16 protein-coding genes are annotated in these 15,391 nt (G+C 76.3%); 11 read left to right on the top strand and 5 right to left on the bottom strand.

The genetic code is table 11. The features are described from left to right. The first annotated feature begins 68 nt into the window (after window positions 1-68). The gene (gene glmS / locus KVT14_RS06455) at window positions 69-1,922 is read left to right on the top strand and encodes a glutamine--fructose-6-phosphate transaminase (isomerizing) (protein ID WP_217614927.1); all 1,854 of its coding nucleotides are present in this window, start codon (window positions 69-71) and stop codon (window positions 1,920-1,922) included. Then, window positions 1,919-2,272, top strand: coding sequence for a holo-ACP synthase (locus tag KVT14_RS06450; RefSeq protein WP_147794323.1), 354 nt, complete (start codon window positions 1,919-1,921; stop codon window positions 2,270-2,272). Before glmS ends, KVT14_RS06450 begins: the two co-directional genes overlap by 4 nt. A 91-nt stretch (window positions 2,273-2,363) precedes the next feature. Here KVT14_RS06450 and KVT14_RS06445 read toward each other — a convergent pair whose 3' ends face one another. Beyond that, the gene (locus KVT14_RS06445; protein WP_217614926.1) at window positions 2,364-3,350 is read right to left on the bottom strand and encodes an LLM class F420-dependent oxidoreductase; all 987 of its coding nucleotides are present in this window, start codon (window positions 3,348-3,350) and stop codon (window positions 2,364-2,366) included. A gap of 108 nt (window positions 3,351-3,458) precedes the next feature. Between KVT14_RS06445 and KVT14_RS06440 the strand changes: the two genes are divergently transcribed. From KVT14_RS06440 to rimI, 6 genes are all read left to right on the top strand, one after another. Further along, window positions 3,459-5,126, top strand: coding sequence for a bifunctional ADP-dependent NAD(P)H-hydrate dehydratase/NAD(P)H-hydrate epimerase (locus KVT14_RS06440; protein WP_217614925.1), 1,668 nt, complete (start codon window positions 3,459-3,461; stop codon window positions 5,124-5,126). A gap of 166 nt (window positions 5,127-5,292) precedes the next feature. Beyond that, entirely contained in the window at window positions 5,293-5,892 is a 600-nt protein-coding gene (locus KVT14_RS06435) for a nucleoside/nucleotide kinase family protein (RefSeq protein WP_256447972.1), read from the top strand. A gap of 60 nt (window positions 5,893-5,952) precedes the next feature. After that, entirely contained in the window at window positions 5,953-7,152 is a 1,200-nt protein-coding gene (alr, locus tag KVT14_RS06430; RefSeq protein ID WP_217614924.1) for an alanine racemase, read from the top strand. Then, the gene (tsaE, locus tag KVT14_RS06425) at window positions 7,149-7,721 is read left to right on the top strand and encodes a tRNA (adenosine(37)-N6)-threonylcarbamoyltransferase complex ATPase subunit type 1 TsaE (protein ID WP_217614923.1); all 573 of its coding nucleotides are present in this window, start codon (window positions 7,149-7,151) and stop codon (window positions 7,719-7,721) included. Before alr ends, tsaE begins: the two co-directional genes overlap by 4 nt. A 136-nt stretch (window positions 7,722-7,857) precedes the next feature. Continuing rightward, a complete protein-coding gene (tsaB, locus tag KVT14_RS06420) occupies window positions 7,858-8,577 on the top strand; it encodes a tRNA (adenosine(37)-N6)-threonylcarbamoyltransferase complex dimerization subunit type 1 TsaB (RefSeq protein WP_217614922.1) in 720 nt (239 codons plus the stop codon). Then, on the top strand, window positions 8,574-9,155 hold the full coding sequence (rimI, locus tag KVT14_RS06415; RefSeq protein WP_308160929.1) for a ribosomal protein S18-alanine N-acetyltransferase: 582 nt from the start codon (window positions 8,574-8,576) through the stop codon (window positions 9,153-9,155). Before tsaB ends, rimI begins: the two co-directional genes overlap by 4 nt. An 82-nt stretch (window positions 9,156-9,237) precedes the next feature. On the opposite strand, the gene KVT14_RS06410 is transcribed toward rimI, so the two are convergent. Further along, a complete protein-coding gene (locus tag KVT14_RS06410) occupies window positions 9,238-9,885 on the bottom strand; it encodes a malonic semialdehyde reductase (RefSeq protein ID WP_147794317.1) in 648 nt (215 codons plus the stop codon). Between the two features lie 130 nt (window positions 9,886-10,015). Here KVT14_RS06410 and tsaD point away from each other — a divergent pair, with 130 nt between their 5' ends. Then, window positions 10,016-11,074 (top strand): tRNA (adenosine(37)-N6)-threonylcarbamoyltransferase complex transferase subunit TsaD, encoded by a 1,059-nt coding sequence (tsaD, locus tag KVT14_RS06405; protein WP_217614921.1) that lies wholly within the window; start codon window positions 10,016-10,018, stop codon window positions 11,072-11,074. A 27-nt stretch (window positions 11,075-11,101) separates the two neighbouring features. Here tsaD and KVT14_RS06400 read toward each other — a convergent pair whose 3' ends face one another. Continuing rightward, window positions 11,102-12,250, bottom strand: coding sequence for a glutamate--cysteine ligase (locus KVT14_RS06400; protein WP_217614920.1), 1,149 nt, complete (start codon window positions 12,248-12,250; stop codon window positions 11,102-11,104). After that, window positions 12,247-13,446 carry a class I SAM-dependent methyltransferase gene (locus tag KVT14_RS06395; protein WP_217614919.1) on the bottom strand — a complete coding sequence of 400 codons (1,200 nt, stop codon included), beginning with the start codon at window positions 13,444-13,446 and terminating at the stop codon, window positions 12,247-12,249. Before KVT14_RS06395 ends, KVT14_RS06400 begins: the two co-directional genes overlap by 4 nt. A 250-nt stretch (window positions 13,447-13,696) precedes the next feature. Here KVT14_RS06395 and groES point away from each other — a divergent pair, with 250 nt between their 5' ends. Further along, entirely contained in the window at window positions 13,697-13,993 is a 297-nt protein-coding gene (gene groES, locus KVT14_RS06390; RefSeq protein WP_122149810.1) for a co-chaperone GroES, read from the top strand. 236 nt (window positions 13,994-14,229) lie between these two features. Here groES and KVT14_RS06385 read toward each other — a convergent pair whose 3' ends face one another. After that, complete coding sequence (locus KVT14_RS06385) at window positions 14,230-14,532, bottom strand: WhiB family transcriptional regulator (RefSeq protein ID WP_147794312.1); 303 nt, start codon at window positions 14,530-14,532, stop codon at window positions 14,230-14,232. Window positions 14,533-14,877: 345 nt separating this feature from the next. Between KVT14_RS06385 and KVT14_RS22295 the strand changes: the two genes are divergently transcribed. After that, the coding region (locus KVT14_RS22295) for a MerR family transcriptional regulator (protein WP_254630502.1) at window positions 14,878-15,391 on the top strand (514 nt) is incomplete at its 3' end.

Raw genomic sequence — 15,391 nt, 5'->3', positions numbered from 1 at the left:
CGCCGGCGCCGCGGGGACGTGACCTGCGCCGCGGCGGTGCGCCTCGCGCCGCGGCTAGACTCCCGCCCATGTGTGGAATCGTCGGGTATGTCGGTGACCATGGGCCGGACGGCCGGCCGCTCGGGGTCGTCCTGGAGGGCCTGCGCCGCCTCGAGTACCGCGGGTACGACTCGGCCGGCGTCGCCCTCGTCACCCCGGAGGGCCTGGCCACGGCCAAGAAGGCCGGCAAGCTCGTCAACCTGACGGGGCTGCTCGAGGAGCGCCCGCTGCCGGGCGCGACCGCCGGCATCGGGCACACCCGGTGGGCGACCCACGGCGGCCCGACGGACATCAACGCGCACCCGCACGTCGCGGGTGGCCTCGCGCTGATCCACAACGGCATCGTCGAGAACTTCGCCGTGCTCAAGGAGGAGCTGCTGGCCGACGGCGCCGAGCTGCTCTCCGAGACGGACACCGAGGTCGTCGCGCACCTGCTGTCCCGGGCCTACGCCGAGGTGAAGGACCTGGGCGAGGCCATGCGCCAGGTCGTCCGCCGGCTGCACGGCACGTTCACGCTGCTCGCGGTGCACGAGGACCACCCGGACACGGTGGTCGGCGCGCGGCACGACTCGCCGCTGGTCGTCGGGCTCGGCGACGGCGCGAACTACCTGGGTTCCGACGTCGCCGCGTTCATCGCGGAGACCCGGCGCGCGCTCGAGCTCGCGCAGGATCAGGTCGTCGTCATCACGCCGCGCTCGGTCACGGTCACGGACTTCGACGGCAACCCCGCCGAGGGCCGCGAGTACACGATCGACTGGGACGCCGCGGCGGCGGAGAAGGGCGGCTTCCGCTCCTTCATGGAGAAGGAGATCGCCGACCAGCCGCAGGCCGTGCAGGACACCCTGCTGGGCCGCACGGACGTCCAGGGCCGCCTGGTGCTCGACGACCTGAAGATCTCCGAGTCGGTGCTGCGCTCGGTCGACAAGATCATCGTGATCGCCTGCGGCACGGCGGCCTACTCCGGGCACGTCGCCAAGTACGCGATCGAGCACTGGTGCCGGATCCCCGTCGAGGTCGAGCTGGCGCACGAGTTCCGGTACCGGGACCCGATCCTGGACGAGCGGACCCTCGTCGTCGCGATCTCCCAGTCCGGCGAGACCATGGACACGCTGATGGCCGTCCGGCACGCCCGCGAGCAGGGCGCGAAGGTGCTGGCGATCTGCAACACCCACGGCTCGACGATCCCGCGCGAGTCCGACGCCGTGCTCTACACGCACGCCGGTCCCGAGGTCGCCGTGGCCTCGACCAAGGCGTTCCTCGCGCAGATCACCGCCGCCTACCTGCTGGGTCTGTACCTGGCGCAGCTGCGGGGCAACAAGTTCGCGGACGAGATCGCCGAGATCCTCGAGGACCTGCGGGCGATGCCGGACAAGATCCAGGACGTCCTGGACCGCTCGGGCCGCGTGCGCGAGATCGCCCGCTGGATGGCGGACACCTCCTCGGTGCTGTTCCTCGGGCGGCACGTCGGCTTCCCGGTGGCCCTGGAGGGCGCGCTCAAGCTCAAGGAGATCGCGTACATCCACGCGGAGGGCTTCGCCGCCGGCGAGCTCAAGCACGGTCCGATCGCGCTGATCGAGCCCGGGCAGCCGGTGTTCGTCATCGTGCCGAGCCCGCGCGGTCGCGACTCGCTGCACTCGAAGGTCGTCTCCAACATCCAGGAGATCCGCGCGCGCGGCGCCCGCACCCTGGTCATCGCGGAGGACGGCGACGAGGCGGTGCGCGCGTACGCCGACGAGGTGTTCTACGTGCCGCAGAGCCCGACGCTGCTCGCGCCGCTGCTGTCCGTCGTGCCGTTGCAGATCTTCGCGTGCGAGCTCGCCACGGCCCGCGGCCTGGACGTCGACCAGCCGCGGAACCTGGCCAAGTCGGTCACGGTCGAGTGATCGTCGGCGTCGGGATCGACGTCGTCGACGTCGCCCGGTTCCTGGCGACGGTCGAACGGGTCCCGGCGCTGCGCGAGCGGCTGTTCACGCCCGAGGAGCGGGAGCTGGCGCCGGCGTCGCTCGCGGCGCGGTTCGCCGCCAAGGAGGCGATCGCGAAGTCGCTCGGCGCGCCCGCCGGGATGTCCTGGCAGGACGCCACGGTGCGCCGGGTGCGCGGGGAGCAGCCGGTGGTCGAGGTGACCGGCACCGTCGCGGCGGCCGCGGCGGCCCGGGGCGTGACCCGCTTCCACCTCTCCCTGAGCCACGACGCCGGCATCGCCTCGGCGATGGTCGTCGCCGAGTCGGACTGACCCGCTCGGCAGCGCGCCGAGTCTGCAGGAGCGGACTGCGGGACGTCGGCCAGTCGCAGTCCGGCTCCGCAGACTCGGCGCGGCGCCTGCGTCAGCGCAGGGCCGGGACGACCTCGCGCTCGAACAGCTCGATGCCCGAGCGGTCGTAGGCGGCCTCCGCGAAGTACGTGATCGCGTAGGTCATGCCCAGGCCGCGGAGCTCGGTCAGCTTCTCGACGATCTGCTCCGGGGTGCCGACGAGCGGGCCGCGGCGGAACTCCTCGGCGACCTCGGGGGCCTTGTCCGGGACGGTGCGGGCGTAGTGCTCCTCGATCCAGGCGATCCGGTCGTCGACCTCCGCCTCGGTGGACCCGATCACCACGTTGTAGTTGGCCGAGCGGGTGATCTCGTCGTAGTTCCGGCCGATCGCGGCGCAGTGCTCCTGCAGGACCCGGCTCTTGTGCGCGAAGCCGGCCGGGGTGCCGTCGAAGTTCGTGTACGCGGCGTGCTCGGCCGCGACGCGCAGGGTCTTGCGCTCGCCGCCGCCCGCGATCCACAGCGGCGGGCCGTCGACCTGGAGGGGGAGCGGGGCGAGCTGGGCGCCGTCGACCTGGTAGTGCCGGCCGTCGAGGGTCGCGACGCCGTTGGTCCACAGCTGCTTCATGATCTGCACGCCCTCGTCGAGCATGGCGATCCGCTCGCCCGGCTTCGGGAAGCCGTAGCCGTAGGCGCGCCACTCGTGCTCGTACCAGCCGGCGCCGATGCCCATCTGGACGCGGCCGCCGGAGATGATGTCGGCCGTCGCCGCGACCTTCGCGAGGTAGGCCGGGTTCCGGTAGGACATGCAGGTGCACATCTGGCCGAGCGTGACGCGGCTGGTGGTGGCCGCGTAGGCGTTCATGAGGCTCCAGGCCTCGTGGGTGGCCTCGCCGTTGGGCTCGGGCACCGCGTGGAAGTGGTCGTAGACCCAGATGGAGTCGAAGGCGTCGCCCTGGTCGGCGTGGGTGGCGAGGCCGCTCATGACGGACCAGTGGTCGCGGGCCTCGATGCCCGTGAGGTCCTGCCGCCAGCCCTGGGGGATGAAGAGTCCGAAGCGCATGGGCCGCAACCTATCCCCGGAGCCGACCGAGCGCCGGACGGCGGCCACGCACGCAGGGTGCGCGCGCGACCACGCGCGCCCGTCGCCGGGCTCGGCCAGGATGGACGCATGATCCTGGGGTACACGGCAGCCGAGGTCCGCGCGGCGGAGGAGCCGCTGCTCGCCGACGGGGTGCCGCTGATGCAGCACGCGGCGTTCGCCCTCGCGACGCGGGTCGCGGCGGAGCTCGCCGACCGCCGCGGGCAGGTGCGCGGCGCGACGGTGGTGGCGCTGGTCGGGTCGGGCAACAACGGCGGCGACGCGCTGCATGCGGGCGCGTACCTGGCGCGGCGTGGCGTGCGGGTGGTCGCGGTGTGCGCGACGGACGCGCCGCACGCGGAGGGCCTGGCGGCGTTGCGCCGGGCGGGCGGGCGCGTGGTGCGCGCGGTCGAGCCCGGCGCGGTCGACGGCGGGCGTGGCGACGGCGGGCGTGGCGACGGCGCAGACGCGCGCGTGGCCGCCGCGCGCACCGGGGACCGCCCCGACGACACCGCGGCGCTGCCCGGCGTCTGGCTCGGCGACGCCGTGGCCGAGGCGTACGCCGCCGACGTCGTGCTGGACGGCCTGCTCGGCATCGGCGGCCGGGGCGCGCCGCGCGGGGTCGCGGGCCTGCTCGCCGGGCTGCTCGCCGACCTCCTCGAGTCCGAGGACGCGGGCAGCGCCGGCGGTGGCCGCCGGAGCGCGTCGGAGGCGGGCGGCGGCCCGCTGGTCGTGGCGGTCGACCTGCCGAGCGGCGTGGGCGTGGACGACGGGTCGCTCCCGGACGGCCCGGTGCTGCCGGCGGGGGTCACGGTGACGTTCGGCGCCGCGAAGCCCGGGCTGCTGCTGCCGCCCGCGTCCCGGCGGGCCGGCCGGGTCGAGGTCGTGGACCTCGGTCTGGCGCTGCCCGAGCGGCCCGCCGTCGCGCGCCTCGCGCCCGCCGACGTCGCCGCGCTCTGGCCGGTGCCCGGTCCCGAGGACCACAAGTACAGCCGCGGCGTGCTCGGCGTCGTCGCGGGGACGCCGGCGTACCCGGGCGCGGCGGTGCTCACGGTCTCGGCGGCGGCGCTGTCCGGCGTCGGGATGGTCCGGTACGTGGGGCCGTCGGCGGTCGCGCGGTCGGTGCTGGCGGCCCGGCCGGAGGTCGTCGCGGGGACCGGGCGGGTGCAGGCCTGGCTGCTCGGGCCGGGCGTCGACCCGGGCCACGCCAAGCAGGCCCGCCGGGTGACGGGGGCGCTGCAGGCGGCGCTGGCGGCGGGGCTGCCCGCGGTGCTCGACGCCGGGGCGCTGGCGCTGGCACCCCGGGAGCTGGCGCCGTGGTGCGTCCTCACCCCGCACGCCGGCGAGCTCGCCACGCTGCTGGGCCGGCTCGGCGAGGACGTGGAGCGGGCCGCGGTCGAGGCGGAGCCGCTGCGCTGGGCGCGCCGCGCGCACGAGCTGACGGGCGCGACGGTGCTGCTCAAGGGCTCGACGACGGTGGTCGTGGGCGCGGGTGGCGCGGTGTACGCGCAGGCGGACGCGCCGGGCTGGCTCGCCACCGCCGGCGCGGGCGACGTGCTCGCGGGCGTGCTCGGCGCGCTGCTCGCGGGCCGGGCCGCGGACGTGCTGGACGACCCGCCGCTGGCGGCGGCGCTCGCGGCCGCGGCGGCTCTGGTGCACGGCCGGGCGGCCGAGGAGGCGGTGCCGGGTGGGCCGGTCACGGCGCTGGGCGTCGCGCACGCGGTCCCGGCGACCGTGGCAGGGTTGCTGCGTGGCTGAGACCCCGACCGTCGCCGCCGACGGCGCCCCGGACGACCGCCCCCGCGCCGCCGGCGCGCCCGCGCACGACCCGGGCCCGCACGACCCGGGCCCCGACGCCCTGCGCCCGCCGACCCCGGCCGCCGACGCCCCGCTCCGGGACGACCTGCGGCGCCGGGTCGCGGCGCTGCTCGACGCGCCGGGCACGACGACCGCCCCGCCGCGCCGGCTGCTCGGCATCGCGGGCGCGCCCGGCGCCGGCAAGTCGACGCTGAGCGCGCAGATCCTCGCGGCGTTCCCCGGCCGGTGCGTCGTGGTGCCGATGGACGGGTTCCACCTCGCGCAGACCGAGCTCGAGCGCCTGGGCCGCGCGGACCGCAAGGGCGCACCGGACACGTTCGACGCGGCGGGGTACGTCGCGCTGCTGCGCCGGCTGCGCGCGCCGGTGCCGGGCGAGACGGTGTACGCGCCGGAGTACCGCCGGGACCTGCGCAACGGCGTGGCCGGGGCGATCGGCGTGCCGGCGGACGTGCCGCTCGTGATCACGGAGGGCAACTACCTGCTGCTCGACCGGCACGGGTTCGCGCCGGTCCGCGAGCTGCTGGACGCCTGCTGGTTCGTCGACCTGCCCGAGGAGGTGCGGGCCGAGCGGCTGGTCGCCCGGCACGAGCTGTTCGGCAAGCCGCCGGCCGCCGCGTACGCGTGGACGCACGGGCCCGACCAGCGGAACGCGGACCTGGTCGCGGCGACGCGGGCCCGGGCGGACGCGGTCGTCACGGTCGACTGACCCGGCCGCGCCGCGCGTCCGGCGCGCGAGGCACCCGCGCGCCGGTGCGACACTGGGGGCGTGAGCAGGTTTCCCGCGCGGGCGGTCGTGGACCTCGGGGCTGTGCGTGCCAACGCGCGGACCCTGGGCGACCTCGCCCCGACGGCGCAGCTCATGGCGGTCGTGAAGGCGGACGCCTACGGGCACGGGCTGCTGCCCGTCGCGCGCGCGGCGGTCGAGGGTGGCGCGAGCTGGCTGGGCGTGGCGCAGGTGGCCGAGGCGCTGGCCCTGCGCGCCGGCGGCGTCACCGCCCGCGTGCTGACCTGGCTGTACGCCCCGGGGGCGCCGCTGGCCGAGGCGGTGGCCGCGGACGTCGACCTGTCCGTCGCCGCCCCGTGGGCGCTGCGCGAGGTCGCCGACGCCGCCCGCGCCACCGGCCGCACGGCCCGCATCCACGTGAAGGTCGACACGGGCCTCGGCCGCAACGGGCTGACCCCGGCCGACCTGCCCGCCGTGGTCAACGAGGCGCTGCGGCTCGAGGCCGAGGGCGTCGTCCGCCTGGTCGGCATCTGGTCGCACCTGGCCTTCGCCGACGAGCCCGGCCACCCGAGCCTGCACGCCCAGGGCGACGTCCTGCGCGCCGCGGCGGCGGACGCCGAGGCCCGCGGCGCCCGGTTCGAGGTGCGGCACATCGCGGCCTCCGCCTCGACGCTGACGGACCCGGAGCTGCACCTCGACCTCGTGCGCCCGGGCATCGCGCTGTACGGCCTGACCCCGGTGCCGCAGCTCGGCGGGCCGGAGCGGTTCGGGCTGGTGCCCGCGATGACGGTCGAGGCCGAGCTCGCGAACGTCAAGCGCCTGCCGGTGGGGCACGGCATGTCCTACGGCCACCACTACGTGACGCCGCACGACACCGTGGTCGGCGTCGTGCCGCTGGGGTACGCGGACGGCGTCCCGCGGCACGCCTCGGGCCAGGACGGCGCCCCGGGTGCCCCGCTGGGCGTCGGAGGCCGGCGCCTGGCGATCGCCGGGCGGGTCTGCATGGACCAGGTGATGGTGGACCTCGGCCCGGGCGCGACGGAGCAGGCGGGTGACCGCGTGGTGCTGTTCGGCACCGGAGCGGACGGCGGGCCGACGGCGCAGGACTGGGCGGACTCGGCGGGCACCATCAGCTACGAGATCGTGACCCGGCTCGGTGCCCGGGTGCCGCGGGTGTACGTGGACGGCGGCCGGGAGGTCCCGGCGAGCGGCGCGGAGCGCGTCGCGGAGGGAGTGGCGTGAGCGAGCAGGACGGGGCGACCGCGACGGTCGCCGAGGTGACGGTGGACCTGGCGGACGCGGACGCGACCCGCGCGTACGGCGAGGCCCTCGCCGGGCTGCTGCGGGCGGGCGACCTGGTCGTGCTGACCGGCGACCTCGGCGCAGGCAAGACCACCCTGACCCAGGGCATCGGCACCGGGCTCGGCGTGCGCGGGGCGGTGGCCTCGCCGACGTTCGTGATCGCGCGGGTGCACCCGCCCCTCCCGGGGCCCGACGGCACGGCCGGCCCCGCGCTCGTGCACGTCGACGCCTACCGGCTCGGCTCGCTCGACGAGGTCGACGCGCTCGACCTGGACACCTCGCTCGACGAGTCGGTGACGGTCGTCGAGTGGGGCGAGGGCCTCGTCGAGTCGCTCGCGGACGACCGCCTGGAGGTGGCCCTGCGCCGACCCCGCGGCGCCGACGCCGCCGGTGGCGCCCCGCACGCCGAGCACGCGGAGGACGCCGCCGCGGGCGTCCGCGCCGTGACCGTCCGGGCGCGCGGCGACCGCTGGCGCGGCGTCGAGCTGCCGGGCGCGCCCTCCGCCTGACGCACCGGCGCCGCCGCGCGCCGACCCGGGCCGACCGCCCGCGGCGAACGGCGGACCGCCGACCCGCAGCACCCGACCCTCGTCCCGACCCGACCCCGATCCCGACCCCGATCCCGATCCCGAAGGAACCCCACCGGTGCCCGTCCTCGCGCTCGACACCTCCGCCGCCGCGTCCGCCGCCGTCGTCGACGACGCCGGCCGCACCCTGGCCACCCGGTCGACCGGCGAGTCCCGCCGGCACGCGGAGACGCTGACCCCGCTGCTCGACGAGGTCCTCGCCGAGGCGGGCGTCGCCCGCGCCGACCTGACCGCGGTGGTGGCGGGCACGGGCCCGGCGCCGTTCACCGGCCTGCGCGTCGGCCTGGTCACGGCCCGCACGCTCGGCCTGGCGCTCGGCGTGCCGGTGCACGGGGTGTCCTCGCTCGACGCGCTGGCGCTGGCCGCGGTCGCCGCGGCGGCGTCCGGCGCCGGCCCGGCCCTCGACGACCGCGAGGTGCTGGTCCTGACGGACGCGCGCCGCAAGGAGGTCTACTGGGCCCGGTACCGCGCGGTGGTCGGCGCGGGCGCCGCGCCGACCGTCGAGGCGGTCGAGGGCCCCGGCGTCGCGACGCCGGCCGCGGTCGCGGAGCAGGGGCTCGAGGGGCTGCTGCTCGTCGGCCCGGGCACCGCGCTCTACCCGGAGCTGCTGCCGCCGGTGCCGGGCACGCCGGACGCCGTCGACGCCGCGGACCTCGCCCGCGTCGCGCTCGCGCGGCTCGCGGTGGCGGGCGCGGGCGTGGTGCTGCCGACGGAGCCGCTGTATCTGCGCCGCCCGGACGCCGTGCCGCCGGCCGCCACGAAGCGGGCGCGGGCGTGAGCTCGCCCGAGGACCGCCCGCGCGACGGCGCCCCGGCCGCGGACGGTGCGGCGCCGGAGGACGCGACCGCGCGGGCGGACGCCTCGTCGCCGGACGGCGCCGGCCGTACCGCCGACGCAGGCCGCACCGCCGACGTGCTGCTCCGGCCGCTCGTCCCCGACGACCTCGACGCGCTCGAGGACATGGAGGAGGCGCTGTTCGGCGCCGGCGCCTGGTCCCGGGCGTCGCTGGCGGAGGAGATCGCCGGCCCGGGCCGGTGGTACGTCGGCGCGCAGGACCGGGCGTCGGGCGAGCTGGTCGGGTACGCCGGGCTGTGGTTCGACGGCTACGACGGCCAGGTGATGACCGTCGGCACCCGCCCGGACGCGCAGGGCCGCGGGGTCGGCCGGATGCTGCTGGACGCGCTGCTCGACCACGCGCGCGAGCTCGGCGCGGGCGACGTGCTCCTGGAGGTGCGGGTCGACAACGAGCCGGCGCTGCGGCTGTACGAGCGCGCGGGGTTCGAGCGGTTCGGCCGGCGCAAGGGCTACTACCAGCCCGAGAACGTCGACGCCTGGACGATGCGCCGCAGGGCCTGAGCGGCGGCGCCGGACGCGACGAGGGCCCCGCCCGGGCGTACCGGTACGGGGCCCTCGCGCGTCGCCGGCGCGGCGCGGGGCGTCAGATCGAGCGCGCGACGTCCTCGAAGTCGAGGCGGCCCTGGCGCGGGTGCGAGGCCGGCATGCCGAAGCCCTCGACGTCCTCCGGCGCGCTGCCCACGTTGAGCACCATGATCGAGCGCCAGCCCGACCCGGCGAGCAGGTCGGCGTCCAGGCCGGGCGCGTCGTAGCCGGTCATCGGCCCGACGTGCAGGCCCGCGGCGCGCAGGCCGACGATCAGGTAGCCCGCCTGCAGGAACGCATTGTCGCGGGACATCCGGGCGCGGACGTCCTCGATGCCGGCGAAGTTGTCCCGGGCGCCGGCCATGTGCGGGGCCAGGCGGGGGAGCTGCTCGTGGAAGTCGACGTCGGCGGCCACGACGATGCTGAGCGGGGCGCGCCGGGTCTTGGCCTTGTTGCCCTCGTTCATGTGGTCGACGAGGCGCTCGCGGCCCTCGCCCGAGCGGACGAGCAGCAGGCGCAGCGGCAGCGAGTTCATCGCGGTCGGGCCCCAGCGGACGACGTCCCAGACGGCGCGGACCTGCTCGTCGGTGACCTCGCCGTCGGTGAACGTGTTGACGGTGCGGGCGTCCCGGAACACCAGGTCCACGATCTCCTGCGGGACGCGGAGGTCGGCGGCGGCGGACGACGGTGCGGTGTCGATGCTCATGATCGGTTGAATGCGCAACATCTACGAGGTCATCCCTGTTGCCTGCGTGAACCGTGTCACACCGCGCCGCGTGCGCGACCGGGGGCCGCCCGCGCGAGGGGACCGCGGCGCGCGGCCTAGACTCGGGGACATGCCTGAAGCGCCCCTCGTCCTGGGGATCGAGACGTCCTGCGACGAGACCGGGGTCGCCCTGGTCCGCGCCCACGCCGACCGCAGCGAGCTCCTGGTCGACGCCGTCGCGTCCTCCATGGACGAGCACGCGCGGTTCGGCGGGATCATCCCGGAGATCGCCTCCCGCGCCCACCTCGAGGCGATGATCCCGACGATCGAGCGCGCGCTCGGCACCGCCGGGGTGACGCTCGCGGACGTCGACGCGGTCGCCGTCACGGCCGGGCCGGGCCTCGTCGGGTCGCTCACCGTCGGCACCGCCGCGGCCAAGGCGCTCGCGTACGGCCTCGGCAAGCCGCTGTACGGCGTCAACCACGTCATCGGCCACGCGGCCGTCGACGAGCTGGTGCACGGCCTGTTCCCCGACCGGGTCATGGCGCTCGTCGTGTCCGGCGGGCACTCCAGCCTGCTGCTGATCGACGACGTCGTCACCGGCGTGCACGAGCTCGGCTCGACGCTCGACGACGCGGCGGGGGAGGCGTTCGACAAGGTCGGCCGCCTGCTCGGCCTGCCCTACCCGGGCGGCCCGCACATCGACCGCCTGGCCCGCGAGGGCGACCCGACCTCGATCCGGTTCCCCCGCGGCCTCACCGCGGCGAAGGACCAGGCGAAGCACGCGGACGACTTCTCGTTCTCGGGCCTGAAGACCGCCGTGGCCCGCTGGGTCGAGGCGCGCGAGGACGCCGGCGAGCCCATCCCGCTCGAGGACGTGTCGGCGTCGTTCGCCGCGTCCGTGGCCGACGTGCTCACCGCCAAGACGATCGCGGCCTGCCGGAAGCACGGTGTGGACACGCTGGTGGTCGGCGGCGGGTTCTCCGCGAACTCGCAGCTGCGCGACATGGCCGCCGAGCGGTGCGCCGCGGCGGGGATCGACCTGCGCATCCCGCCGATCAAGTACTGCACGGACAACGGCGCGATGATCGCCGCGCTGGGCGCCGCGGTCGTGCGCCGCGGGCTGCCGGCGTCGGACTTCGCGATCGGCGTCGACTCGACGATGCCGCTGGAGACCGTCACGGTCTGACCCCGCGCGGCCCGCGCGCGGCGCCGGTCAGAGCGGCCGGCCCGCCCGCATCTCCGCGACGAGCGACGCCACCACCGCGTCGAGCTCGCCCGCGTTCCGCCGGGCCACCGCCCGCTGCCGCTGGTAGGACGCGCCCTTGCGCAGGACGACCCGCACGGCGTCGAGCTCGGCCGCGCAGCCCAGCCGCTCGGCGACCGGCTCCAGGTCGACCAGCAGCCGCGCGACCGCGTCGGTCACGAGCTCCTCGTCGCCCGCCGCGTTCGTGATGATGATCGCGTCCATGCCGTAGCGCGCGGAGCGCCACTTGTTCTCCTGCGCGAACCACGGCGGGATCGTGGGCAGCTCCTCGCCGCGGTCGAGCAGGGTCGAGAAGTGCTCGACGAGGCAGTGCGTGAGCGCGGCGAGGGCGGTGACCTCCAGCAGGCTGGGGGAGCCGTCGCAGATCCGGGCCTCGATCGTGCCGAACCGGGGCGACGGCCGGACGTCCCAGCGCACCTCGTCGAACGCGTCGATCACGCCGGTGTGCAGCATGTCCCCGACGTAGGCCTCGAGCTGGTCCCAGCGCTCGAACTGGAAGGGCAGCCCGGCGGTCGGCAGCTGCTGGAACATGAGCGCGCGGTTCGACGCGTACCCGGTGTCCTTGCCGCCCCAGAACGGGCTGGACGCGGACAGCGACTGCAGGTGCGCGAACGTGGTCAGCAGGGCGCGGGAGATCGGCAGCACCTTGTCCCGGTCCTCGATGCCGACGTGCACGTGCACGCCGTAGATCAGCATCTGCCGGCCCCACCACTGCGTCCGGTCGATCAGGGTGGCGTACCGCTGCTTGTCGGTGACCTTCTGCTGGGCCCAGCGCGCGAACGGGTGGGTGCCGGCGCTCATCAGCTCGACGCGCAGCGGGTCGGTGACCGTGCGGACCTCGTCGACCGCGCGCTGCAGGTCCGCGCCCGCCTCGCCGACGGTGCGGCAGACGCCGGACACGACCTCGACGGTGTTGAGCAGCAGCTCCTGCTTGATCGCGGGGTGCTCGGCGGCGCCGGCGGGGCGGACCGCGTCGAGGACGGTGCTCGCGACCTGGCGCAGGTCGCCGGAGTCGGCGTCGACGAGCGCGAGCTCCCACTCGATGCCGACGGTCGACCGCTCGGACCGCGCGAACGGCAGCCGGGCCGGGGTGGTCACGCGGCGGCGCCGACGGGCTCGACGAGCAGCACCTGCTGCTGGCCGGCGACGCGGGTGAGCACGATCGTCGCGGCGGCGGTCCCGCGGAGGTCGAGCTGGCGGCGCAGCTGCTCCGGGACGACGGCCGTCCCGCGCTTCTTGATCGTCAGGGACCCGACGCCCCGCTCGCGCAGGTAGGCCCGCAGCCGCTTGAGGCCGAACGGCAGGGTGTCGAGCACGCGGTAGGCCGTGGCGAACGGGGTCGCGTGCAGCGCGTCGGAGGTCACGTAGGCGATCGTGCTGTCCACGAGCCGTCCCTGCACCTCGGCGGCGACCTCGGCGACCAGCCCGGCGCGGATCACGGCGCCGTCGGGCTCGTAGAGGTAGGCGCCGACGGGCCCGACCTCGGCGCGGGAGCGCTCGCCGGCGGCGCGCAGCACGGCGGACCCGCCGCCGGCCCCGAGCAGCAGCGCCGACCGGCCGGGGCCCTCGGGGGCGAGCGGGCCGAACCACAGGCCGAGCTCGACGACGTCGCCGTCGACCGACACCCACTGCGCCTCGGCGTCGTCCGGCAGGGCGCTGTGCGGCACGCCCGGGCCGAGCTTGAGGCCCAGGGCGGGCACGCGCTCGCGGAGGGCGAGGACGTCGTCCAGCGGCGGGGCGTACGCCGCGGGGTCGAACACCCGGCTCCCGCCGGACGTCCGGCGCGCGGGGTCGGCGTACACGCCGTCCACGCCCTCGGCGGCGAGGTCGACCGCCAGGCCGTCGCCGTGCCGCACCTCGGCCTCGGGGAACGCGCGCAGGTTGATCGTCGCCAGGGCGGCGGTGGTCTCGTCGGCGTCGACCGCGAGCACCCGCAGCCCGACCCCCGCGAACGCCATCGCGTCGGCACCCAGGCCCGAGGTCAGGTCGGCGACGCGGGTGACGCCCGCGGCCGCGTACCGGCGGGCGTGCCGGGCGGCGACCACCAGCCGGGTCGCCTGCTCGAGGCCCGCGGGGGTGAAGAGCATGCCGTCCGCGAACTCGCCGAGCTTGTCGTGCGCCTTCGCGCGCAGCCGCGACTGGGTCAGGGCGGCGGCGACCAGGTCGGCGTCGAAGCCGTCCTTGCGCAGCCGCTCGGACAGGGCCATCGCGTGCCGCTCGTCGTACGGGGGGAGGGCGGACAGCAGGGCCCAGCCCTCGGGGCTGAGCAGCTTGGCGAGGCCGGACGCGTCCATCCCGCGATCCTCGCACGGCGGCGCGGGCCGACGACGGGCGCCGCGGCCGGGGCGGACGGATGTGACGCGCGACCCCCGGACGTTGGCACTCGCCTTGACCGAGTGCTAACGGGTTCCTAGAGTGCTGATCGGCACTCTCCTCGTGGGAGTGCCAGCGCACCGCAGTTCGGCCGGCACCCGCGACGACGGCAGGACCGACGGGGCGACAACGGACATCAGGCAGCACTCACACGCGAAGGGGAGGTCCGCTGTGTCGGTCTCCATCAAGCCGCTCGAGGACCGGATCGTCGTCAAGACGCTCGAGGCGGAGCAGACGACCGCCTCCGGTCTCGTCATCCCGGACAGCGCCAAGGAGAAGCCCCAGGAGGGCGAGGTCCTGGCCGTGGGTCCGGGTCGCATCGACGACAACGGCAACCGCGTCCCGCTCGACGTGGCGGTCGGTGACAAGGTCATCTACAGCAAGTACGGCGGCACCGAGGTCAAGTACGACGGCGAGGAGTACCTCATCCTCTCCGCGCGCGACATCCTGGCGGTCGTCACCAAGTGACGCCCCCGCCGGCCCCTGCGGCCGGCGGACGCCCGACGAGGGCCCTCTCCGTAGACGGAGGGGGCCCTCGTCGCGTCCGGGGGCGCGCTCGGCGGCCGGACAGCACGACGGGGCCCCTCCGCATGCGGAGGGGCCCCGTCGCTCGTGGACGGCGACCGCGCGGTGTCGCACCGCGCTCGGTCGCCACGCTCAGGTGGCGGCGTGCGGGCCGCCGGGCGGCTCGGACGCCGCGCGGCTCAGATCGCCTGGTGGGTCGTCCGGCCGGCGCGCTCGGCGAGGACGGCGGTGCGCTCGTCCTCGGACAGGCCGCCCCAGACGCCGTACGGCTCGCGGACCGCGAGCGACTGCTCACGGCACTCGTTGATGACCGGGCAGGTCGCGCAGATCGCCTTGGCCGCCTCGGCGCGGCGGCGGCGCGCGGCGCCCCGCTCGCCCTCGGGGTGGAAGAACAGGTCCTGGTCGGCGTCGCGGCAGGCACCCTCGTACTGCCACTCCCAGAGCTCCATCACGGGTCCCGGGAGGCGGGAGATCTCGGCCATGGGGGTCCTCCATCCACTCGGCGCGGTGGCGCCGTTCTGATGACGTGCGGGGGGCGGTCCGACCGACGACCGTTCCCTGGGACCGAGGTCCCTGGTGCGTCGGCTGAACTGCACTGATGAGGACAGTACAACCGCGCCAGCAGTTGTTCAAGACCGTGTCGCGAATCGGTTCGTAGCGAATCGCTTCAGGGCGCCGACCAGCGCTGGCGCGATTCGTGGCGCGGTTCGTCCGGCGCGGTCCCGCGTGCTGGCGCGGTCCGGCCCGCCGCCGCTGGAAACCGCGCCAGATCCCCGGCACAATCGAGGACGGGCCGCGGGACGGGCGGCGGGGACGAGACGGACGAGATGCAGCACAGCGAGGACGAGGAGCCGACCGGCGACGCCGGGCGGGGCCCCGACGACGGCACGACCGAGGCGGCCGACCTCGACGGGCCGATCCTCACGGTCGCCGCCGTCGCCTCGCGCCTCGGGGTCGCACCCGCCACGCTCCGCACCTGGGACCGCCGCTACGGGCTCGGCCCGTCCGAGCACACGGCGGGCGCGCACCGCCGGTACAGCACGGCCGACCTGGCGCGCCTCATGTCCATGCGGTCGCTCACGCTCGACGGCGTGCCCCCGGCCGACGCCGCCCGGCTGGCGCGCGAGGGCGCGCCCGGGCTCCTGCCCGAGCCGGTGGCGCCGCCCGAGCGCGACGGCGCCCGCGCGGGCCGCGGCGTCGGCGGTGCCGGGTCCGGCGCCCCGGGCACCGCCGAGGGAGAGGCGACCGCTGACGCCCCGGCGGGGGCTCCCAGTTGCGGTTGCCCCACGCGAGCGGGGTGTCGATGCCACGGGCGTCGAGCTCGGCTCGCAGGGCGGCGAG

This window comes from Cellulomonas sp. GbtcB1 (assembly GCF_019091725.1).
GTDB lineage: Bacteria > Actinomycetota > Actinomycetes > Actinomycetales > Cellulomonadaceae > Cellulomonas.
Note: the sequence above shows the minus strand (reverse complement) of the source record. Positions and strands in the feature narration are given on the sequence as shown.